Annotated in this window: 26 protein-coding genes, 1 tRNA gene and 1 other annotated feature; of the genes, 24 read left to right on the top strand and 3 right to left on the bottom strand. The window is 36.0% G+C overall.

The features are described from left to right. The first annotated feature begins 146 nt into the window (after window positions 1-146). The 11 genes from V192_RS0101060 to upp all read left to right on the top strand — a co-directional run bounded on the left by V192_RS0101060 (window position 147) and on the right by upp (window position 8,961). Entirely contained in the window at window positions 147-908 is a 762-nt protein-coding gene (locus V192_RS0101060; RefSeq protein ID WP_025868551.1) for a tandem-type lipoprotein, read from the top strand. After that, on the top strand, window positions 901-2,175 hold the full coding sequence (locus V192_RS0101065) for a hypothetical protein (RefSeq protein ID WP_025868552.1): 1,275 nt from the start codon (window positions 901-903) through the stop codon (window positions 2,173-2,175). Before V192_RS0101060 ends, V192_RS0101065 begins: the two co-directional genes overlap by 8 nt. A gap of 6 nt (window positions 2,176-2,181) precedes the next feature. Beyond that, window positions 2,182-2,553 (top strand): hypothetical protein, encoded by a 372-nt coding sequence (locus tag V192_RS0101070; RefSeq protein WP_025868553.1) that lies wholly within the window; start codon window positions 2,182-2,184, stop codon window positions 2,551-2,553. Next, a complete protein-coding gene (locus V192_RS0101075; protein ID WP_025868554.1) occupies window positions 2,546-2,830 on the top strand; it encodes a hypothetical protein in 285 nt (94 codons plus the stop codon). The genes V192_RS0101070 and V192_RS0101075 overlap by 8 nt, the downstream gene beginning before the upstream one ends. A gap of 225 nt (window positions 2,831-3,055) precedes the next feature. Continuing rightward, window positions 3,056-3,187, top strand: coding sequence for a hypothetical protein (locus V192_RS22520; protein ID WP_275574518.1), 132 nt, complete (start codon window positions 3,056-3,058; stop codon window positions 3,185-3,187). 167 nt (window positions 3,188-3,354) lie between these two features. Next, a complete protein-coding gene (locus V192_RS0101080) occupies window positions 3,355-3,948 on the top strand; it encodes a thymidine kinase (RefSeq protein ID WP_025868555.1) in 594 nt (197 codons plus the stop codon). 51 nt (window positions 3,949-3,999) lie between these two features. Next, window positions 4,000-5,073 (top strand): peptide chain release factor 1, encoded by a 1,074-nt coding sequence (prfA, locus tag V192_RS0101085; RefSeq protein WP_025868556.1) that lies wholly within the window; start codon window positions 4,000-4,002, stop codon window positions 5,071-5,073. After that, window positions 5,066-5,917 (top strand): peptide chain release factor N(5)-glutamine methyltransferase, encoded by an 852-nt coding sequence (gene prmC, locus V192_RS0101090; RefSeq protein ID WP_025868557.1) that lies wholly within the window; start codon window positions 5,066-5,068, stop codon window positions 5,915-5,917. Before prfA ends, prmC begins: the two co-directional genes overlap by 8 nt. Window positions 5,918-5,920: 3 nt before the next feature. Then, the gene (locus V192_RS0101095) at window positions 5,921-6,958 is read left to right on the top strand and encodes an L-threonylcarbamoyladenylate synthase (RefSeq protein ID WP_025868558.1); all 1,038 of its coding nucleotides are present in this window, start codon (window positions 5,921-5,923) and stop codon (window positions 6,956-6,958) included. Between the two features lie 55 nt (window positions 6,959-7,013). Beyond that, window positions 7,014-8,252 (top strand): serine hydroxymethyltransferase, encoded by a 1,239-nt coding sequence (gene glyA / locus V192_RS0101100; RefSeq protein WP_025868559.1) that lies wholly within the window; start codon window positions 7,014-7,016, stop codon window positions 8,250-8,252. 79 nt (window positions 8,253-8,331) lie between these two features. After that, window positions 8,332-8,961: a uracil phosphoribosyltransferase gene (gene upp / locus V192_RS0101105; RefSeq protein ID WP_025868560.1), complete on the top strand. Its 630-nt coding sequence runs from the start codon at window positions 8,332-8,334 to the stop codon at window positions 8,959-8,961. A 90-nt stretch (window positions 8,962-9,051) separates the two neighbouring features. Here upp and V192_RS0101110 read toward each other — a convergent pair whose 3' ends face one another. Then, window positions 9,052-9,288, bottom strand: a complete 237-nt coding sequence (locus V192_RS0101110) for a hypothetical protein (RefSeq protein ID WP_010763354.1) — start codon at window positions 9,286-9,288, stop codon at window positions 9,052-9,054. Between the two features lie 137 nt (window positions 9,289-9,425). On the opposite strand from V192_RS0101110, the gene V192_RS0101115 reads away from it, so the two are divergent. Beyond that, window positions 9,426-9,498 (top strand) — tRNA-Thr (locus V192_RS0101115). 259 nt (window positions 9,499-9,757) lie between these two features. Here V192_RS0101115 and V192_RS0101120 read toward each other — a convergent pair. Continuing rightward, complete coding sequence (locus tag V192_RS0101120; RefSeq protein ID WP_025868561.1) at window positions 9,758-10,189, bottom strand: hypothetical protein; 432 nt, start codon at window positions 10,187-10,189, stop codon at window positions 9,758-9,760. Between the two features lie 309 nt (window positions 10,190-10,498). Between V192_RS0101120 and V192_RS0101125 the strand changes: the two genes are divergently transcribed. The 10 genes from V192_RS0101125 to V192_RS0101170 all read left to right on the top strand — a co-directional run bounded on the left by V192_RS0101125 (window position 10,499) and on the right by V192_RS0101170 (window position 18,774). Further along, on the top strand, window positions 10,499-11,953 hold the full coding sequence (locus tag V192_RS0101125; protein WP_025868562.1) for a MucBP domain-containing protein: 1,455 nt from the start codon (window positions 10,499-10,501) through the stop codon (window positions 11,951-11,953). A gap of 386 nt (window positions 11,954-12,339) precedes the next feature. After that, window positions 12,340-12,525, top strand: a complete 186-nt coding sequence (locus V192_RS0101130; RefSeq protein ID WP_025868563.1) for a hypothetical protein — start codon at window positions 12,340-12,342, stop codon at window positions 12,523-12,525. A 460-nt stretch (window positions 12,526-12,985) separates the two neighbouring features. Continuing rightward, a complete protein-coding gene (locus V192_RS0101135; protein WP_025868564.1) occupies window positions 12,986-14,170 on the top strand; it encodes an FtsW/RodA/SpoVE family cell cycle protein in 1,185 nt (394 codons plus the stop codon). 18 nt (window positions 14,171-14,188) lie between these two features. Next, window positions 14,189-14,545 carry an arsenate reductase family protein gene (locus tag V192_RS0101140; protein WP_025868565.1) on the top strand — a complete coding sequence of 119 codons (357 nt, stop codon included), beginning with the start codon at window positions 14,189-14,191 and terminating at the stop codon, window positions 14,543-14,545. Then, window positions 14,542-14,871, top strand: coding sequence for a glycine cleavage system H family protein (locus tag V192_RS0101145; protein WP_338030839.1), 330 nt, complete (start codon window positions 14,542-14,544; stop codon window positions 14,869-14,871). Before V192_RS0101140 ends, V192_RS0101145 begins: the two co-directional genes overlap by 4 nt. Before the next feature lie 57 nt (window positions 14,872-14,928). Next, window positions 14,929-15,173 (top strand) — a binding site (T-box leader). Between the two features lie 234 nt (window positions 15,174-15,407). Beyond that, a complete protein-coding gene (locus tag V192_RS0101150) occupies window positions 15,408-16,445 on the top strand; it encodes a methionine ABC transporter ATP-binding protein (RefSeq protein ID WP_025868567.1) in 1,038 nt (345 codons plus the stop codon). Then, window positions 16,435-17,124, top strand: coding sequence for a methionine ABC transporter permease (locus V192_RS0101155; protein WP_025868568.1), 690 nt, complete (start codon window positions 16,435-16,437; stop codon window positions 17,122-17,124). Before V192_RS0101150 ends, V192_RS0101155 begins: the two co-directional genes overlap by 11 nt. Window positions 17,125-17,159: 35 nt before the next feature. After that, window positions 17,160-18,011 carry a MetQ/NlpA family ABC transporter substrate-binding protein gene (locus V192_RS0101160; protein ID WP_025868569.1) on the top strand — a complete coding sequence of 284 codons (852 nt, stop codon included), beginning with the start codon at window positions 17,160-17,162 and terminating at the stop codon, window positions 18,009-18,011. Between the two features lie 204 nt (window positions 18,012-18,215). Next, window positions 18,216-18,404 (top strand): hypothetical protein, encoded by a 189-nt coding sequence (locus tag V192_RS0101165; RefSeq protein ID WP_025868570.1) that lies wholly within the window; start codon window positions 18,216-18,218, stop codon window positions 18,402-18,404. A gap of 91 nt (window positions 18,405-18,495) precedes the next feature. Continuing rightward, window positions 18,496-18,774 (top strand): hypothetical protein, encoded by a 279-nt coding sequence (locus V192_RS0101170; RefSeq protein ID WP_025868571.1) that lies wholly within the window; start codon window positions 18,496-18,498, stop codon window positions 18,772-18,774. Window positions 18,775-18,870: 96 nt separating this feature from the next. Here V192_RS0101170 and hemH read toward each other — a convergent pair whose 3' ends face one another. After that, complete coding sequence (hemH, locus tag V192_RS0101175; RefSeq protein ID WP_025868572.1) at window positions 18,871-19,815, bottom strand: ferrochelatase; 945 nt, start codon at window positions 19,813-19,815, stop codon at window positions 18,871-18,873. A 219-nt stretch (window positions 19,816-20,034) separates the two neighbouring features. On the opposite strand from hemH, the gene V192_RS20790 reads away from it, so the two are divergent. Both V192_RS20790 and sufC read left to right on the top strand, forming a co-directional pair. Further along, window positions 20,035-21,651: a TPM domain-containing protein gene (locus V192_RS20790; protein WP_025868573.1), complete on the top strand. Its 1,617-nt coding sequence runs from the start codon at window positions 20,035-20,037 to the stop codon at window positions 21,649-21,651. A gap of 206 nt (window positions 21,652-21,857) precedes the next feature. Next, window positions 21,858-22,628, top strand: coding sequence for a Fe-S cluster assembly ATPase SufC (gene sufC / locus V192_RS0101185; protein WP_010763366.1), 771 nt, complete (start codon window positions 21,858-21,860; stop codon window positions 22,626-22,628). Window positions 22,629-22,641: the final 13 nt, after the last annotated feature.

The raw sequence follows: 22,641 nt of genomic DNA on the forward strand, positions 1-22,641 counted from the left end.
CTCTTTTTTTACATAAATCAGTAACATTTTTTAAAATTAAATAACGAAAATGTAATATATAACTATCTATCACACTCGACTTTTGGTAAAATAAATATTGATTAAGGTGTAAATAAATTTCATCCTGTTTAGGAGGAGAAAATATTTTGAAAAAATTATATTTATTTATAGGAGGATTAATTATAATGAGTGGATTAACTGGATGTGAAACAAAAAATAAAACAGAAATTGAACAAAGTTTTGATAAAGTATTAGCAATGTATCCAACACCAAATCTGGAGAGCTTCTATGATATGGAAGGTTATCGAGATGATGAGTTTGATAAGGATGATAAGGGGGTTTGGGTGTTGCATACTGATATGGCAATTTCTCGTGAAGTAGATGGAGACTTGTATTCAGAGGGTGCAATTTTAAGATTGAACAGAAATACAAAAAAAGGGACTGGTTTTTATTTTGTAAGAAAATATTTCGATGATGTTAAAAAGGGGATTGAAGAAAAAAAATACCCTATAATGTTGGATGGACAAGGGATTCGACCAATTGAAGATTTGGGCGATAAAAAGTTATTAGAAAAGATAGAAAATTTTCAGTTTTTTGTTCAATATGGTGATTTTAAATCCTTAAGTACTTACAAAAATATTAATAAAATATATAATCCAGAAGTACCTCTATACGAGTTAGAATATCAATTAACAAACAATGATAATAATGTTCAAGCGCTAAGGGAACGTTATGAAATTCCTACAGAAAAAGCACCAACGTTATTACTGAAAGGGATTGGAGATTTAGAAGGCGATTCTGTGGGCTATAAGCAATTGGAATTTACTTTTGATAAAAAAGTAGATGTTTATTTAAGTGATTCCATTGATTTTCAACCTCTTTCATCGGAGGATATTATAAATGAGTGATTATGAATTCAATCAAGAGAAAATAGAAGATTTAAAAACTGATAGTGAATCCACTAGTGCAGTATCAACTATTTCTTATGAAGTAGAGAATGCAATGGTGAAAGGGGTCTCCAAAAAGAAAATTGTGGCCAAATTAAATAATTTAAAAGATGCTGGCAATTTTCCTTCAAATTTAGATTATGTAGATTCGTTTTACGACCCTAAAACCAGTTCAAGTGGTGTAGCATTTCTAGATAACAATACAGGAAAAGTTGTGGTTGGTTTTGCAGGTACTAACTTTGATAATGGCTTTTTTGGAGAAGGTTCTAAAGATGTTGGACAATGGGGGAACATAGCCTTTAAAGGGGATGGCCCTTCTTCAGCGTATTTTGATGCTAGTAATAAATTTATGAATGATTTAAAAGCTAATGGCTTCAATGTTGATACTGTCACAGGACATTCTCTTGGGGGAAGAAATGGAACCATTATGGGAATGGCACATAATATACCAAATATCATTCTGTACAATTCTGCACCATTGATGAATGTTTTAACGAATGTTCCAACAAAAGGGAATCTATCGAATGCAAAAGAACTTGAGAAATTGTTAAGTGGTTATAAGGGGAATATTATTTATTTTGTATCCGAAGATGACCCATTAAATAAAGTTTCTGGAGTAGGTGGTAGTGTTTACCCAGGAAAGATTATTATTATAAAAAACGGGAAAGCACATGATATCACAGGCTTCTTAACAAAAAAAGAACAAGAATTTATTCGTCAACATACACCTGATTTAAATAAAATTTATGTGGCTCAACAAAAAGTTCAAACAAATACTCGGAGTAAATTAAAAGCATTAGATGTGTTGCGAGCAAAGCTTTTAAAAAGCGGAGGAGGATTATCTGCTTCAGAAGAAATTTATTTAGATGCGTCGGAAGCTTTGATTTTAACACAAGGAATGAGTAAAACTCTTCAAATTGAAATAAATGATATCAAAAAAATGTATCGTGAAGCAAAAAAAGATGCAGATAAATTATGGACAGACACTTTAAAAACAGCCGACTCCATAGGCTCAACATTGCATCAAGGAGAAGTAGTGGATTCTTTAAATGGTGGTGGTGCAACAGAGCCAATTGTTCGAATAGAACCAAAAGAAGAATACGAACAAAAAATATCAGAATTATCTTCGATACAACAAGAATACCATGGATTAATTGGTCAAATACAATCATCCATAAATAAACAAGTAGAAACAGACCAAGAGTTAGCGAGACAAATAGGGGGATAAACTCTCATGGAGAGAACATATTTAAATAAATTAGCAAATTTAGAATCCGAGTATGAAAAGAACCAGAGAAAAATTGAAGAAGAGTTAGAAGAAGCCTTTTATGAAAAACAAAAGTTTAGTCGTGAGTTGGAAAATCTTTCAGAAAATTATCGCTATCATTATCAGCAAGCTGAATACAGTGAACCAATTAATATGAGCAGAGTCTATCATTTATTAGAACAATGTAAAGATGATGGGGATAGGGCTGTTAATCAAACAATGAAAGAATTAGAAAATAAACAGGAAGAAAATACGATTCATTATAAAAAACAAACCCAATTATTAGAAGATGAACTTACTCTTTTAAAAGAGAAGGAGCGTAAAAAAGAAAATGAGTAGTGAAAAAATGAAATTGGAGTTAAAGAGATTAAGGAAAGAGCTAGAAAAAGCTTTGATACGTGGAATGGTTGCTCCCCCATGTGTTCAGACGGCAGAAACGAAAAGGCAACTAGTTAAAAGCATGGGACAAGCTCGAGTAGAACGATTAAAAAGTAGTAGTGCAAACTATATTTCTGATTTTCAATCTTCTGCAAAAGGGGCATGGGTAACAAAAGCAAAAACAACGTTTGAAAATACGTCAAAAAAACTAACAACTATTACAGAAGATGGGAAATGATGAGCTTCCAAAGTTCATCATTTTTTGTATGTTCTTATAACCTCTGGTAGGCTCTCTGGAGCGTTTAAAAAGTTTGTGTACAAATATGCCAAATCAAATTTTAAAACCCTAAAAATTAATCTGGTGTCGTTTAAATTGTGGTGAAGTAAGATTATTGTAATCTCGTAGAAAAAATAACAAAAATAAGAGGGAGATGAATGTTAAGCAAAAAAAGATAGACAATCAATGTACGAGTTAATAATAAAAATGGAGCAACAAACAATGACAGATAGTTATACACATACAAGTCCCAATTATATAGTTGAAATAGCAACTAAAGTAGATGAGATAATTGTTCCGCTAATCAAAGTGGGATAATTATATTTTTTTATTCTCTTAAAAAAAGGAGCAGGTATGACTGCAGGTATAGAAATTTTTAGGTAAGTGAAAACCCTTGATACATAAGCAATAAATTTACCACTGTAAAAAACTTTAGTTTTATAGTAAAATACGAGAGGAACTAAACGAGAGGTGACGACGGAATAATGGCACAGTTATTTTTTAAATATGGCGCAATGAATAGTGGAAAAACGATTGAAATATTAAAAGTAGCACATAACTATGAAGAACAAGACAAACCTGTTGTGATCATGACAAGCGGACTTGATACTAGAGATGGTGTCGGTGTCGTTTCAAGCCGTATCGGTCTTAGACGAGAAGCAACGCCAATTTTTAAAGAAACCAATGTCTATGAATTGATTCAAAATCTAGATTATAAGCCTTATTGTATCCTAGTGGATGAATCACAATTTCTAGGAAAACAACATGTGATTGAATTTGCTCGGGTCGTAGACGAACTGAATATTCCAGTTATGGCGTTTGGCTTGAAAAATGATTTTCGTAATGAACTATTCGAAGGCTCAAAATATTTGATGCTCTATGCAGATAAGCTAGAAGAGTTAAAAACAATCTGTTGGTTCTGTCACAAGAAGGCTACCATGAATCTACATTATATCGATGGTCAGCCCGTTTACGAGGGGACACAAGTCCAAATCGGTGGGAATGAAGCTTATTATCCAGTTTGCCGAAACCATTATTTTCATCCGCCAATCGATGGTGAACAGGTAGAAAACAATTAATTTAATAATAAAATAAAAAACACTTACTTAACTAAAAAGGAGCAACTAACTATGTACGATCAGCTACAATCAATTGAAGATCGCTATGAAGAACTGGGTGAATTACTAAGCGATCCAGAAGTCATTAGTGATACGAAACGTTTTATGCAATTATCCAAAGAAGAGGCAAACACGCGTGAAACAGTCGACGTTTACCGCCGTTATAAACAAGTAGTCGAAGGAATCAGCGATACAGAAGAACTACTAGGCGAAAAATTAGATGCCGAAATGGCTGAAATGGCGAAAGAAGAATTATCAGAATTAAAAAAAGAAAAAGAAGTATTAGAAGAACGAATCAAAATCTTACTATTGCCAACAGATCCGAATGATGATAAAAACATCATCATGGAGATTCGTGGGGCAGCTGGCGGAGATGAAGCAGCTTTATTTGCTGGAGATTTATTCGGTATGTATCAAAAATATGCAGAATCTCAAGGCTGGAAGACAGACGTTATGGAAGCTAGTATCACTGGAATTGGCGGCTATAAAGAAGTCATCATGATGATTTCCGGAGACAATGTCTTCTCTAAATTAAAATATGAAAGTGGCGCGCACCGCGTTCAACGTGTTCCGTCAACTGAATCACAAGGCCGTATCCATACGTCAACAGCAACTGTGGTTGTTTTACCAGAGGCTGAAGAAGTAGAACTAGATCTTGCGGACAAAGATATCCGTACAGACATCTACCATGCTAGTGGTGCTGGTGGTCAGCACGTCAATAAGACAGCTTCTGCTGTTCGTTTGACGCATATTCCAACTGGGATTGCAGTTGCTATGCAAGATGAACGTTCTCAAATCAAAAACCGCGAAAAAGCGATGAAGATTTTACGTGCAAGAGTCTATGATCAAATGCAACAAGAAGCACAAAGCGAATATGATGCAAATCGTAAATCCGCTGTAGGAACTGGAGACCGTTCTGAACGAATCCGTACCTATAACTTCCCACAAAATCGTGTGACCGATCACCGGATTGGGCTAACGATTCAAAAGCTAGATCAAATTTTAGCTGGGAAATTAGATGAAATCGTCGATGCATTAGTCTTATACGATCAAACATCAAAATTAGAAGAGATGCAAAATGGGTAACCGTTATTTTGAAGTCCTTGAACGGGCTTCTTCTTTTTTAGAAAAAAAAGGCTTAGAAGGCTACAGTATTCTCTATGTACTTCTGGAAAGAAAAGGCTGGACCAAAACGGACTGGTTACTTCACTTAAAAGACGAAATGACACCAGAAGATGAACAACAACTGAATGAAGATTTACAACAACTTGCCCAATATTATCCACCGCAGTATTTATTAGGGTATGGCGATTTTTATAACCATCGTTTTATTGTTAATGAGCATACGTTGATTCCTAGGCCAGAAACAGAAGAATTAGTTGATCGTTGTTTAAAAGAAAATCCAAATGAACGATTAACTGTTGTCGATGTAGGAACAGGAACTGGAGCAATCGGAATTAGTTTAAAATTAGCTCGACCAAACTGGCATGTGACAGCTATCGATATTTCAGAGGAAGCGTTGAAAATAGCAGAGAAAAACGCTGCACAATTGAACGCAGAGCTTGATTTTGTTCATGGCGACGGACTAAAACCAATGCACCATTCGAAAATCGACATTCTGATTTCAAACCCTCCATATATTAGTCGTACGGAATGGGACTTGATGGATGAAAGTGTCCGCACCTTTGAACCCAAAACAGCCTTGTTTGCTGAAAATGACGGTTTGGCGATTTACCAACAATTGGCTGAGGAAGCAAAAGAGTTACTTAGTTCTGATGGTAAAATCTATTTAGAAATCGGCTTTCAACAAGGTGAGGCTGTAAAGCAACTATTTCAGCAAGCTTTCCCGCAAAAACAAGTACAAATTGCCCAAGACTTGTCTGGTAATGATCGAATGGTCATCGTTTCACCTAAAAAAGAGGAGGGATAAAAAGTGGAAACCAAACAATTCACAGCCAAAGAATTGGATCGAGCAGCTGCTTTGATAGAAAAAGGAGAACTGATTGCCTTTCCTACTGAAACAGTTTACGGACTTGGAGCAAATGCTTTGGATGAGTCGGCAGTGAAACAAGTATACGCCGTTAAAGGACGGCCTAGTGATAATCCGTTAATTGTTCATGTCAGTGATTTTGAGATGGTCAAACAATATGTAACAGACTTTCCTGAACAGACTAAGACCTTAGTTGACGCATTTTGGCCAGGCCCGTTGACCTTGATTTTTGATGTAAAACCGACTACATTTTCTTCTGCAGTAACCGGGGGCTTGAACACTGTGGCTTTTAGAATGCCGAATAATCAGAGAACACTGGAGTTGATCAAAAGAGCTGGTGTTCCTTTGGTTGGTCCAAGCGCTAATACTTCTGGTAAACCTAGTCCTACGACAGCACAACATGTATATCATGATCTTCAAGGAAAAATCGCTGGTATTTTAGATGATGGGCCAACACAAATCGGTGTGGAATCAACAGTTTTAGATTTAACCGCAAAAGATGGTATTCCAGTAATCTTAAGACCAGGAGCTGTTACTAAAGAACAACTAGAACAGGTTGTCGGTAAAGTGATAGTTGATCAGCATTTAATTAGCGAAAATGAAGCCCCTAAGGCGCCAGGGATGAAGTATAAACATTATTCCCCTGATGTTCCCGTTTGGATCATAGAGGGCAATCAGCAGGTCTTTAAAAAGGCGATCAATTGGGCTAAAAATGAAAATCAGCGAATTGGTTTATTTGCAGATGATCAAATTACAACAACCTTTTCCGATGAGGTAGCAGCGACTTTTTCTTTCGGAGATAAATCTGTTGAGCAGGCTACTAAATTATTATTTGCAGGACTTAGAAGTCTGGATGAACAAAATATAGATGTGATTTTCGCTCAGTCATTCCCAGAAACAGACTTGGGGATTGCTTATATGAATCGCCTGAAAAAAGCAGCAAATCAAAAAATTATAAAAATTGATTCGATTTTCAAGTAGAGAGCATTTAAGTATGATACAATCGGTACAAACAAATGAAATGGAGGCTTGTTTAATGGATTATAAAACATTTGATCCTGATTTATGGGATGCAATTGCAAAAGAAAACGACCGTCAAGAAAACAATTTGGAGCTGATTGCTTCAGAAAACGTTGTTTCAAAAGGGGTAATGGCGGCTCAAGGCAGTATTTTAACAAATAAGTATGCGGAAGGTTATCCTGGCAAACGCTATTATGGCGGTTGTGAGTTTATCGATATCGTTGAAGATTTGGCGATCGACCGTGCAAAAGAATTATTTGGAGCTAAATTTGCTAATGTTCAGCCGCACTCAGGTTCACAAGCAAATACAGCAGCATATCTTTCATTGATCGAACCAGGGGATACCGTTTTAGGTATGGATTTGTCTGCGGGAGGACATTTGACGCACGGTTCACCAGTGAACTTTAGCGGAAAAACCTATAACTTTGTCAGCTATGGTGTTGATCCAACGACTGAAGTGATCGATTATAATGTTGTACGTATTTTAGCGCGTGAACATCAACCAAAATTGATTGTAGCAGGTGCCAGTGCGTATTCTCGTACGATCGATTTTGAAAAATTCCGTGAAATCGCAGATGAAGTTGGCGCAAAATTAATGGTCGATATGGCACACATCGCAGGCCTTGTAGCAACTGGGTTGCATCCTAGTCCAGTACCTTACGCGGATATTACAACGTCAACAACCCACAAGACATTACGCGGCCCACGTGGCGGACTTATTTTAACCAATGATGAAGATTTAGCCAAAAAAATCAATAGCAATATTTTCCCTGGTATTCAGGGCGGACCATTAGAACACGTGATTGCGGGTAAAGCAGTTGCTTTTAAAGAAGCATTAGATATTAGTTTTAAAGAATACAGCGAACAAGTTATCGAAAATGCTAAAGCAATGACAAAAGTCTTCAATCAAACTCCAGAAGCTCGTTTAGTCAGTGGATCAACAGATAATCACTTGCTATTGATCGATGTCAGCGGCTTTGGTTTGAATGGAAAAGAAGCAGAAGCGATTTTAGATAGCGTAAATATCACAGCAAATAAAAATTCAATTCCGTTTGAACAACTTAGTCCATTTAAAACAAGCGGTATTCGTATTGGTACACCTGCAATCACCACTAGAGGATTTTTAGAAGATGATTGTGTGGAAGTAGCAAAATTAATCGTCAAAGTCTTAAAAGACCATGAAAATGAAGTGACTCTTTCCGAGGTTCGTGCTTCTGTTAGTGAGCTTACAAAAAAATATCCACTTTATAAGTAAAAGTTTCGAGTGATTGACTAGTCAATCGCTCGATTTTGTTTTACAATAGGAAGGAATAAATTATTGAAGGAGAATGAGCATGGGAAAATTCCAAGTTATTGATCATCCACTGATCCAACACAAATTAACAATCATTAGAGATAAGGATTGTGGAACAAAGGTTTTTCGTGAAGTCGTAAATGAAATTGCAATGCTTATGGCATATGAAGTTTCTAGAGATATGCCTTTAGAAGACGTTGTGATCGAAACGCCGATCGGTGAAACAACACAAAAAACATTATCTGGTAAAAAGGTCGCAATTGTACCGATTTTACGTGCAGGTATTGGAATGGTAGATGGTATTTTGGAATTGATTCCAGCAGCAAAAGTTGGACATATCGGTTTATACCGTGATCATGATACATTAGAACCAGTTGAATACTTTGTGAAGATGCCAGAAGATATTGATGCACGTCAACTATTTGTCGTTGATCCAATGCTTGCTACAGGTGGTTCAGCAATCATGGCAATCGATGCATTGAAAGCACGCGGCGGCAGCAACATTAAATTTGTTTGTTTAGTTGCAGCTCCAGAAGGTGTGAAAGCTTTACAAGAAGCACATCCAGATATCGATATTTATACTGCAGCATTAGATGAATATTTAGATAAAGATGGCTACATCGTTCCAGGTCTTGGCGATGCTGGCGACCGTTTATTCGGAACTAAGTAAAACGTAAATAACAGATACGCAATGTGTTTAGGTTGCGTATCTGTTATTTTTTTAATAAAAAATCCATCCAGTAATAATGGATGGAAGGATTTATACTTTTTTTAATTTTTTGTAATTGATGACGATGACACCATTACTTTTTACCATTAAATCAGTGTTATCAGAATTTTCATCAATTTCCACAACAGCAGAATTATTTAATTGTTTCGTGATAATTCCTGTTTGTGGCTGACCATGCATCAAGAAAGTGACCTGAGTATCAACAGTGAATAAATCCCCTTCCGCAGAAGGCTCAACAGGACGATTAAAGTTACCGAAATTAGACATTCAAAAAAACTTCCTTTCTTAACTACGTCTATTATACCATAAATGAAGAAAAATTTCAGAAAACTAATTTTATTTTAAAAAAGCAGCGTTTCTGACTTTACAAAGAGGAGGTTTAGTTCTATAATCTTCATTGTATTGCCAGCTTAGCTCAGTCGGTAGAGCAACGCACTCGTAACGCGTAGGTCGTAGGTTCGATTCCTACAGCTGGCATAGTGATAACTCTCGATTTATCAATGTTTTTTAGCATTGGTGTATCGAGAGTTTTTATTTGTCATCTAAAATGTATCTAAAGCATCATTTTATGAAAGAACAAGTAGTCCAGTACAGGACTGTTTAATATCGACAATTAGCGGTAATACTATATTAGCCAACGATACATCACGCTGGTTAGTCAAAGAGTGTAGGAGATGTAAGGAAACTAGCGCCCCTGTCGGATTTAAGCAAAGAAAAAACGCAGGCTTTGTAGAGGTTAAAATAGAAAAGAGACGATCATTGCTCCTACAAGCGTAGGCAACAAACATTTCACAAAAAATATTTTAAAAATCTCTACTTGTTCATGATCTGCTTTTAAACGAATCATACCCAAACCTTTGTTAATGTTTAAATCAAAAATTTTTTCTTGATAGTCGTACTTTCCGCATTCTGGACAAGTGAATTTATACATTGTTTTTGACTTCCCAAGTGAATCAATCTTTTTTGTAGGAGCGAATTTTATTTTTTTCTTAGTGTTGGGTCCATTTAATTCGTTAGTCTCAGTACAACTTTCGCATATAAAAGTATGAAGTGTGTCTTTTGAAAAGGCAATGTTATTTGATTTGTAAAAGAAATGGATTGTTCGTATGAAAAAGTTAAGCGCTAATGATAGCAATAAAAGCAGACCGATAATCCTTTTAATAGGCATAATAAACTCCTTTTACAACAATTATATCCTTTTATTACTCAATTCCGCAATTCTATTTTAAAAATCTGCACTTAGCACCAAAAACCTATTCAACTCCGAAGTCTCCTGGAAGATCTTAGACCTCCGACATGCCATCCCTTATTCCTAAACAAACCTACAACATTTTGTACACACTTCACTTTAATTGGAGCCATCAGAAGTTTTGAAAGTGTTCTATTATTTTTTCTAGTGAAAATAAAAAAACACAAAGTTAAAGCATACTATGTTACGATTCTTTTGATAAAAAAATAGATAAGTGAGAGGTTGCAGATGAAAAAACGTTTGTACTATGTAGGTTTTCTAGTTTTAGGCTGTTTATTATTTTACACTTCACCAGCTTTTGCCCAAGGGAATGTGTCTAGTTCAGGAATAAAGACTTCAGATGATGGGACAGATTATGTTCTTGTTGGAAAAGCTTTCCATGATATTTTTTCTGAACCAACAAAAATAGATTTAAATCAAAATAAAATCGTTTATTTTCAGCAAGATTTGACTGTAAACAATGGGACTATGACAAAATATCTAGCCAAGTTCATTAATCAAGATATAACAGGAAATTCTTGGTTTCAGTTCACATCATATCCAACAGTGACTAAAGGGAATGCTAAGTTGACCTATACAATTGATGGAATAAACTTTAGTGAAACACTTCCAGATTTAGATGAGTTAGTCGGATATAAAATGGAGCTTACACAAGATATTGTGCATCCGTCTGACGGAAACAATAGAGAAGCAGATTTACTTATTTCATTTACAATGGCGCCAAAACAAGAATATATTCTTGAAAATAGTGCATTGAATAGGGATATTGTGCCTTTTAGCGGCGGTTATGATTCGGGTGGCTATGGGACCTATTATGATTGGGGCTTTAGAAGAGGTGTGCAATTTACGAATATTCCAGTTCCAGGAGAGGCTGTTGAAGTGACCTATAAAGATGATCAGGGGATACAAATTCATGAGCCTCAATCGATCACTGGAAACACGGGAGACATCTATGATACCACTACAGCTCAATATCAATTGGACATTCCTGGCTATACGCTGGATCAAGATAAATTACCATTAAACGCTATAGGTAATTTTACGGACACAAAGCAAACTGTCGATTATGTTTACAGTAAAAATCCGGTAAAGGCAGCAGATGTAACAGCAAGATATCAAGATACTGCCGGGAATAAATTGACAGAAGATGTGATAAATACTGGGATGATCGGAGAGCAATATACTACCGAAGAAAAAGAATTTGATGGTTATCAATTCAAAGAAGTACAGGGTAGCACTTCTGGTCTATTTACAGATGAAGCACAAACAGTCATCTATGTATATACGCCAATCTCAATCAAACTATCAAAGATAACTGTGAAATATCAAGATAGTGCTGGAAATAAAATAGCAGAAGATGTGATAAAAACTGGAATAGTCGGAGAACAATATACCACAGAGCAAAAAGAAATAGAGGGGTACACGTTTAAAGAAGTGCATGGAAATAGCAAAGGAATACTGACCGATGAAGCACAAATTATTACGTATGTGTATGAAAAAAATAAAGGACAGAATCTTAGCAATAATGCTAATGATGACATCCAGTCATCAACAAAAATACTTCCGAAAGCAGGTGAAAATAATCATTATTCACACCTATTAACAATAGTAGGAAGTCTGCTGATACTATGTGTTGGTGTTTTGGGAAAAAGTTTCAGGAATAAAGGATTGAAAGAGAGATAAAGCGAGGGTGTGCAAAGTCTTTAGTTTTTTGAATAAACATTTGATAGTAACCATGCCGTTATTGTCAGTTTCAAATAATCGCCCAACTCAAGACTGACCTTCTTAGACTCAGTCGTACTGATTTTTGTGTGCTCTTTCTCTTTTTTGCCTCTGGCATTTTTGCGCTGATTTCTAAATTACCTAGAACCCCCATTTTTTATAAAATGGTTTGTTAGCATTTCATTCTTGTTTGACACATTTAACTCCTCGCTTTACTATGCAATACTTATATATAAACTTATTTTAATTTCCTAGCGTCGAAATATCCTTAAAATACTTAATCTTTGTATATTTACAAAAAAGAGCCTACACTGAAAGTAGAATTAAGTATATAGGAGGAATGGATCATGTCAGAAAAAGTCGATACAATCACAAAATTAGCCAATGAAGCTAAGAAAGAAGTCGAACGTTTAGAGGACAAACGTCAAGAGAACTTAGGCAACTCTATCAACTATATCGAAAATGAATTGCAAGTCCAACGTTTATATGCTCAAATCGAGGCTTATGAGAAAGTATTAGATATTGTAAAATAATTACCCATCATCAATAGTAAGAATCAATAAAAAGAATAGTGGCGATTAGGAAACTATAGTAAGTTTTCTAATCGCCACTATTTTTTAATACATAATTAGAGATAGCTATTTTCTATGGAAATCAACGCCTTTCGTCATTGTATCAATCTCTGGCTCTATAAATGTTGTTTGAGTCATCGTTGTGTTGCTTGAAAAGCTGGTTTTTCTAGTTGAAGTTTCACTTTCCACTTCTTTTTTTTCAACATGAAGAGGGGATGCAAATGCTACTTGTTGAAACTGATTTGTTCTTTTTTTGTATTATCTACAACTTTTTTTTAAATAGCCACTTTTTTTCGGTCTTGAAATAAGCAAGCTTTTGTCATTACCTAAAGTTTTTCCAAAATCATCAAGTCTATACTTTCTTTTCTTCTTGTAGAAAGTTATAATAAAAAGCGTATGATTTAAGGAAAAGGGATGACGAATGAATAAAAATAAATTAATGCGTAATCTAGATAATAGAATTGATTATGGAGTGATCTTGCCTGTATTTCTCCTTTCGATCATCGGTATATTGTCATTATATGTTGCTTTAAATAACGACCCGATGCGTCCAGAAATTGGCAATATGCTGATGAAGCAAGGGCTTTGGTATTTAGTCGGCGGTGTTAGTATTGTTGTCGTTATGAATTTTAGCTCAAAATTACTCTGGCGTTTGACCCCGATTTTCTATGCGATCGGTTTGGTCATGATGGGACTCTTATTAAAATTTTATGATCCCTATTTAGAAGCTCAAACAGGTTCTAAAAACTGGATCAGTATCGGTGGAACAACGTTTCAGCCTTCTGAATTAATGAAAGTCGCGTTTATTTTAATGCTGGCTTATGTTGTAACCATGCATAACGTGAAGAATGTCGATCGAACGATAAAATCAGATTTTTGGCTGATTGGAAAAATGCTGCTGGTCACAATGCCTGTGATCATTTTGATCTTATTGCAAGATGATTTTGGAACAATGCTGGTTTTCCTTGCGATTTTTGGCGGCGTATTTTTGATGTCAGGAATTTCATGGAAAATTATTTTGCCGACATTTCTAGTAGCACTTTTGATCGGAGCAGGAACGATCTATCTTGTAACGACAACTTCAGGAAGAGAATTTCTTTATTCTGTTGGATTTAAACCCTACCAATTTGAACGAATCGATTTATGGATGAAGCCGTTTCATCATGATCCCGACCGGTCACAACAACCAGCGTTGGCTTTGATTGCTATTGGCTCTGGCGGTTTGTTTGGTAAAGGGTTCAATGTCAGTGATGTTTATGTACCGGTTAGAGAATCAGATATGATATTCACTGTTGTCGGAGAAAATTACGGGTTTATTGGCGGCTGTTTCATTATTTTGCTTTATTTTATTTTGATTTACCGCATGATTCGTGTCTGCTTTGATACAAATAATGAGTTTTATGCTTATATCGCAACTGGGATCATTATGATGATTTTATTCCATGTATTTGAAAATATCGGTGCCAATATCGGACTTTTACCATTGACTGGGATTCCGCTGCCGTTTATCAGTCAAGGTGGTTCCTCGATTTTAGGGAACATGTTAGGTGTAGGCTTGATTATGTCTATGAAATATCAAAAAGAAGCAACAATCGAAGACTATTAAACGAAAGAAGGCGTTAAAATGTACACATTTTTCTGGTATCCAAAATGTTCAACTTGTAAAAAAGCAAAGGCTTGGTTAGATGAGCATCAGGTAAAATATGAAACAATCGATATGATCGAAAATCCTCCTACAGCTAAACAATTAGCAAATTGGATGGAACAAAGTGATTTACCAGTCCGCCGTTTCTTTAATACGAGCGGTATTCGTTACAGAGAACAAGGCCTGAAAGATAAAGTCAACGATTTTTCGATCAAAGAAGCAAGTGAATTATTAGCGACCGATGGTATGTTGATCAAACGTCCGATTTTTATTAAAGGAGATCAGTTTTTAGCAAACGGATTTAAAGAATCTGATTATGAAGGAGCTATTAAATAATGGCGGAAGAGTTGAAAAAAATCGATAATTTATGGGTTTTGAAAACAAATGAAGGCTATAAAGTTGGTTTAACGAATGAAGCACAAGAAGATTTAGGCAATATCACTTTTGCGACAATGCCTAAGGTTGGTCAGGCATTGAAAAAAGGCGATTCATTGATCGAAGTGGAAGCTGAAAAAGCAGTTAGCGAATTTAGTACACCAATCAGCGGTACAATTGTTGCAATCAATGAAGCTGCCGAACAAGACCCAAGTGTCTTAGACGATACTGATCAAACCAAGGCCTGGATTGCTATTTTGACTGATGTTGATGCAGCCGAACTGTAGCAGACATAAAAATGATTGACAAGCTATTTAGTTGTTGCTATAATTTCATCAATAAAAGTAAAAGCTTTGAAAAGAAGAGTACATGTCAAACATGTTTGAAGAGAGCCTTGTTCGCTGAAAATAGGTAGCATAGTTGAGATGGAAGATGGTCTTTGAGCGGAATAAGTGAGCAGATGTGAACTTATTACGGGAGTGCCCGTTACAGCGCAACAGTATGCGAATTCAAGTACTGTGTAAGGCTATTATTGTGAAGTAATAGTAAATCAAGGTGGTAACACGAAAGACAAGCTTTCGTCCTTATGTCAGATTAATGACAGAGGGCGGAGGCTTTTTGCATGTTTACTACTGTTGGTGTTCAATGGCACTTGGCGAGCGAAGTGCGAGAAGTTTCTATACAATTGAATCACATTTCCAAGCCATGAATTAAGTCATCTAGCTGGGAAACAAAAAATTAATCTGCCGATTATTTCACAACATAGCGCACAGCATGTAGTATAATAAAAAGAAGTAAAACCAAAGAAAGTGGAGGGGAAAAAATGCCTCTAATCGAATTGCATCAGGTACAAAAACAATTTTCAGGAAAAAACGGACAAGTAACAGCTGTGAGTGATGTCTCACTGACCGTCAATCAAGGTGATATCTATGGTATCGTCGGATATTCAGGCGCTGGGAAAAGTACTTTGGTTCGTTTATTAAACGGATTAGAACTTCCAACAGAAGGAGAAGTCATTATTCAAGGGCAAAATGTAGCTCAAATGGCCAATCGTCAACTACGCCAATTTCGTAAAAAAATCGGTATGATCTTTCAACATTTTAATTTATTATGGTCAAGAACAGTTTTGGAAAACATCATGTTACCTTTGGAATTAGCAAATGTTCCAAAAACTCTAAGAAAAGAGCGTGCACAAGAGCTTTTAAGCTTGGTAGGTTTAGAAGGTCGTGGAGACGCTTATCCGAGCCAATTATCCGGTGGACAAAAGCAGCGAGTAGGAATTGCCAGAGCTTTGGCTAATAACCCTGAAATCTTGCTTTGTGATGAAGCAACAAGTGCATTAGATCCACAAACAACAGATGAAGTCTTAGATCTACTGCTAGAAATCAACAAAACCTTGAACCTAACGATCGTATTGATCACTCATGAGATGAACGTCATCCGAAAAATCTGTAATAAAGTGGCTGTGATGGAACTGGGACAAATCGTTGAAGAAGGCGATGTGCTTGAAGTCTTTAGACATCCACAACAGGCTGTCACAAAACGCTTTGTACAACAAGAATTAGAACCAAAAGAAGATACAGAAGATTTACTACAAGAATTGATCAAAGAAAATCCAGATGGGCTAGTAGCTACTCTTCAATTTAGTGGAGACAATGCTAATGAACCAGTGATTTCACAAGTGATTCGAAAATTTGCGGTCGACATCAATGTTGTTCAAGGACAAGTTCAACAAGCCAAAGAAGGCGCATTTGGAACTTTGACAGTTATGATCACTGGGCCAGCAAACGAAATAGAAAAAGCATTGATGTTCTTTAAAGAAAAAGAAGTTGGGTTGGAGGTGATTCACCATGGCGAATGAAACATTTACAGAAAAATATCTGAACTTTAGCCGAGTGAATCCAGAATCGATGCAGCAGGCGGCGATCGATACATTATTTATGACGGTCGTTGCGATGATTTTTGTTATTATTATTGGGTTTTTATTAGGATTATTATTATATAGTTTAAGCCGAAACAAATCACCTTTTGCAAAAATTTGTTATAGTATTTTGTCAGTCGTCAGTAATATTTTCCGTTCGATTCCTTATATCGTGTTGATTATTTTGTTGATGGACTTTTCAAGAAAATTAGTTGGAACAGGGATCGGAGCGAAAGCAGCAATCCCCTCACTGATCGTATCAGCAGCCCCATTTTACGCTCGCCTAGTTGAAATTGCGTTTCGTGAAGTTGACAGCGGCGTGTTGGAAGCCGCAGATGCCATGGGTGCCTCTCGAGTCCAAAAAATCTTTAAGGTTTTGATCCCTGAAAGTATGCCAGCGTTATTATCAGGCGTGACGCTTACAACGATTACGATGATTGGCTTTACTGCAATGGCCGGAATTATCGGTGGTGGCGGTCTTGGTGGTTTGGCTTATCAAGAAGGGTTTAGCCGTAACAATAATACCGTTACATTGGTTGCAACAGTTTTAATCTTGGTTATTGTGTTTATTATTCAATTTGTCGGTGATCAATTTGTCAAACGCTCTGACAAACGATAAACAATCAAAATAGAAAATAATTGGAGGAAATAAATATGAAAAAGAAATTATTCGGTTTAGCAGCATTAGCAGTTTTAACAGTTGGATTGGTTGCTTGTGGCGGACCAAAGAACCAGACAGATGATAGTAAATCAGCGGGTTCTGAAAAAGAATCTTCTGTTTTAAAAGTCGGTGCATCAGCTTCACCTCATGCGGAAATTTTAGAGCAAGTCAAACCAATACTTAAAAAAGAAGGCGTTGATTTAGAAATCGTTCAATTCGACGATTACATTTTGCCAAATAAAAACTTGGCAGAAGGCGATCTTGATGCAAACTATTTCCAGCATATCCCTTATTTCAATTTAGCAGTAAAAGAGAACAATTATGATTTTGCCAATGCTGGCGGTATTCATATCGAACCAATGGGCTTATATTCAAAACGTATCAAAGATATCAAAGACTTGAAAGAGGGCGCAACGATCATCACATCTAATTCAGAATCGGACTGGGGCCGTATTATTACGATCTTACAAGATGCTGATTTAGTTACTGTAAAAGATGGTGTTGATTTAGAAACAGCGACCTTTGAAGATATCGATAAAAATCCTAAAAACTTAAAGTTCATACACAACATCAATCCTGAAGTGTTAACAACAACGTATAATAATGATGAAGCGGATCTTGTGGCAATCAATGCAAACTTTGCTTATACTGCAGGTTTGAATCCGTTAAAGGATTCTGTATTGCTTGAAAAAGATAATTCACCATACGTAAATATTGTTGCTGTTCGTTCTGAAGATAAAGATAGCGACAAAATTAAAAAATTAGTAGATGCATTGCATAGCAAAGAAGTTCAAGATTGGATTCTTGAAAAATGGGATGGATCTGTAAAACCAGTAGATAAATAAAATGTGTAACCGAGACAAGCCATAACTTTGCTTGTTTCGGTTTTTTTAGTGCAATGTAGTCAGTGTTTATAAAAAAGTGTATAAAAACATATGTTTATTGTAATGTAATTATTATTTTTAGAATATATTTATAAACTTTAAGTTTACAATGGGGTTTATATATGATAATCTATATCTGTAATTAAATAAAAAGGAGATAGTAAGATGAAATTGAAAAAAGGTGTTTTATTTTGTATGGCATTAGTAGCAGTATTGTTTGCAAGCGTGGCGTACAGTTCAAAGAGTGAGGCCGCTGAATCTTTTGATTTAGATAAAGGTGCAACGTTTACGTTTGATTCTGCTGGTAATTGGAAAAATATTTACTCAGGGGTTTTGAGTCTCAAAAATTGGTGACTATACAAGCTACCAATATGTAGATTATTCTGGTCAAGTTCAATATGTAGAAGCGACAGCTGATTCTCGAAATATTCAAGCAGCATATGTTGTGAAGGATCGGATTTTTGATTTCGTTGGTACCTATTCACCATCTGAGTCATATTTTTCTGAGTTTACAAAAATTTGGACTTATAGAGTAAATCAAGTAAATGGATTAGCACCTGTGTATATTACAACTGTTTCCATTGAACAAGGGGCTCTTGGAACAACGTTATCAGTAAAAGCTGATCGTAGCATTGTACCAAATTGGTCTGCGTTACCTAATGTAGAAAATATGTCTAAAGTCATGATTTATCCTGGGCGTCTTTCATTAAAAGTCAAAAATTAACTAGTAGCTCAAATAAAAAGTAGAATTGATTCTCCAGTGTAGGAGAGCAATTCTACTTTTTTTACTGTCAATAACAAGTTTCATTTTAAGGTGTAGTTAGTATTTGCTTACGAGTTTTTCAAGAATATCAACAAATATCGGATCCCCATTAAATGGATGTAGATAATGGAAATGCTCTCCGCCATTCTCCATAAAATAGCCATAATTCTCTTTCTCGATTTCTTCGACTGTTTCTAAACAATCAGCAACAAACCCAGGAGTTAGGATCAAAATGTTTTTAGCTCCTTGTTTAGGGAGTTCTTTTAAGGTCTGATCCGTTGCGGGTGTCAACCATTCAGCTGGGCCAAATTTTGATTGAAACGTGTTAATGAAAGGAACGTCCCCGACTAGTTCCATCACAGCTTGAGTCGTTTGTTCACAATGTTCTAAGTAGTGGTCGCCCTTTTCAACATAAGATACCGGAATTCCATGATAAGAGAAAACAATCGTATCGATCTTTTTTTCTGATAAAGCGCGTTTGATCTGGTCAGCTAAAGCGTTAATATATAATGGCTCATCGTAAAATGATTGAATAAAACGCAAATTCGGAATCACTTCAGCTTTCAAATAAAATTTGGCAACTTCATCGAATATCGGTGCAGTAGTCGTAGTTGAATATTGGGGGTATAAGGGAATAATCGTTAAATCAGTAACCCCTAAATCTTGCATTTCTTTTAGCACTTCTGGAATCAACGGTTGGCTGTAACTCATAGCATAACGCACGACATGATCAGGAAAGCGGGCCTGCAATTGTTCAGCTTGAGACTTCGTATAGATGAGAAGTGGAGAACCTGCTTCTTGCCAAATTTGTTGGTACAGAGCAGCGGATTTTTTTGGTCGCGTTCGTAAAATAATACCATGTAGCACGGGTAACCAAATAAAGCGATTCGTATCAATGACACGTTTATCACCTAAAAAACGTTTGAGATAGGCGCGCACTTCTTTAGTTTCTGGTTTATCCGGCGTACCAAGATTGACGATGACGATTCCTTTTTTAGACATAAAAAGACCTCCCTTTGGCTGGCTGGGACAAAACAATGATTTTGTTCTAGTCAAATTTTTATTCTGAAATCGTGGTAAATTATCTCACATATGACATGGAAAATCAAAAAACATTTTATTTTAGCTTGAGACTTCTGATTCAGATTGCAGTTGTGAAAAGGATATGGAATAATTGAGTCAGTAGGAGTAGAAAATAAAAATAGGTATTGGGGTTAAACAATGAAGAAAGACTATATGAAAAGACAACTACAAAGAATCAGCGAAGGCATTTTTATTCTGTTGGTCTTAATAGCGGTTATAGGCTATTTACCAAAAGAGGCGAAAGCAGACAGTTTTTTTGTTGATGATCAGGCACAGCTTTTATCTGAACAAACAAAAGAATTGATCATCCAAGCTAATGAGCAAGAATTTCAACAACTGACAGGAGCACCTCAATTTGTTGTGAAAACAATCAAACGATTACCCAAAGCACAGACTATTGAAACTTACGCTGTAGAGTCCTTTGAAGACCTGGGAATCGGGCGTAAGGACCTAGATAATGGTTTTCTTTTTGTTTTAGCACTGGAGGATCGGAAATACCGCTTAGAAGTAGGCTATGGGGTAGAGGACATCATCACGGATGGTATGAAACGAGACATCGTGCCAGTCGAGGTGGAGGACCTTTTCAGAGCTGAAAAATACGATGAAGGAATTAGTAGAGTCAGCCAAAATGTTATAGATACAGTGAAGCAAAGGTATGGAAATTACGAACTTTCTAAACAGGAAGTAACAGAAGTGAAGAAACAAGCGAGTACAAATCAACAGCCGCATAGAAGTCTATTTGATTCAATCGTTTTAGTGTTAAAATGGGGCTTTTATTTTATTGTATTTGTTATAATATTGCTCGTGATCTATTATGGCTCAATTTATTTAATAAAAAATGATGCGAAACAGAGTTCATTTTTTAAACCATTACGCGATAAAAAAGTGTTCATTGCAAGTGATTCAAAAAAAGTATCATTTTTCGAAAAAATCGATGGTAGCTATTTAATCCCAATGTTCTTTGCTCATTTCAATCGGTACGAACGATTGAACAAGAAAATAGCGCAATGCTTTTTTGAAGATACTATAATTGATTTAGGCAGAAAAATGAATAAGCGTAATCTTGAGCGAGTTCCACAGATAAACAGGCAAACTTATTTTGAAATGTCTATCGAACTCGCTGCGCCACTTTGGCCAGACTATTATCAAGTAACTCGAAATAGCTTATTTGATCGAATACAATTAGAACAGGCCAATGAGCAACTCAAAACACAGCTTATGGAAAATCATGAAGAGATGAAGCAGTTATTGGAAAATTTTTTGATTGCTCGACAAAATACGGCGAAAGCAAAAAATCTTGTTCAAAAATTCGTTAAAAAACAAACATTAAAGAAGGCTAAACAAGAAGAATTGTTGATTATGCTGACACTCTATTTTCTATTAGCGAAAGAAAATACATTGGCAAGCGACTTCTCAGAAAAATTGACAGGCAAGCTATCGGATCAAATTCCAAAAGCCTACAAAAAGGCCAAAAAGAGAAGCCGTTATATTGATACTTCTTCTTATAAAGAGGTGAGTAAAGAGATCTACGATATGCTTTTTATCACAGAACTTTCAGGCGTAGAGGTAAAAAAATATAAAAAGATGAATCATTTAGGAATGATGATCTATCTTGATTTACTGATTAGGATATTATTAAGTGGCTCAACTTCCAATTATAACGGTTCAAGTTCTGGTTCAAGCTCCAGTTCTAGTAGCGGTTCTACGGGAGGAGGAGGTTCATCAGGTGGTGGTGGATTTTCAGGCGGCTGGTAGATGTAGGTAATATTCAAAAATCAATCTGTGCGGTTAAATCAAAAGTAGGCGCCATTTTAGAAAGATTCTAATTAAGTCCATATTTTCACAAAGAAAACCTAGATTAAATAAGAATTATTCTAGTAAAGAGATTGCTTATCATTCTCAATTAGGATAAAATGAATGAGAACGATAAAATAATTATTTTAAGTTGGAGGGAATTGTACATGTCCGTTTTAGAAATTAAAAATTTACACGTATCAATCGAAGATAAAAAGATTTTAAAAGGGGTTAACCTGACGATGAAAACAGGTGAAATCCACGCAATCATGGGGCCAAACGGAACTGGTAAATCGACCTTATCTGCGGCGATCATGGGAAATCCTAATTACGAAGTCACAGAAGGCGAAATCTTGTTTGACGGAGAAAATGTCTTAGAACTTGAAGTGGACGAACGTGCTCGTTTAGGTCTATTCCTTGCCATGCAATACCCAAGTGAAATTCCAGGAATCACAAATGCTGAATTTATGCGTGCGGCAATCAACGCCAAACGTGATGAAGACGACAAAATTTCAGTCATGGAATTCATCAAAAAATTAGATAAAAAAATGGATTTACTAAATATGCCAGAAGAAATGGCTGAACGTTACTTAAACGAAGGCTTCTCTGGTGGAGAAAAGAAACGGAACGAAATCCTACAATTATTGATGTTGGAACCAACATTTGCGATTCTAGATGAAATCGATTCTGGTCTAGATATCGATGCTTTGAAAGTCGTATCAAAAGGCGTAAACGAAATGCGTGGCGAAAACTTTGGCGCGTTGATCATCACTCACTACCAACGTCTATTGAACTACATCACACCAGATGTGGTGCATATCATGATGGAAGGCCGTGTGGTTAAAACTGGCGGTGCAGAACTTGCAAAACGTTTAGAAGCAGAAGGCTATGCTGGAATCAGCCAAGAATTAGGTATCGAATACAAAGAAGAAGCATAAGGAGGACAAGATA

Source organism: Enterococcus crotali (assembly GCF_000633635.1).
Lineage (GTDB): Bacteria > Bacillota > Bacilli > Lactobacillales > Enterococcaceae > Enterococcus_L > Enterococcus_L crotali.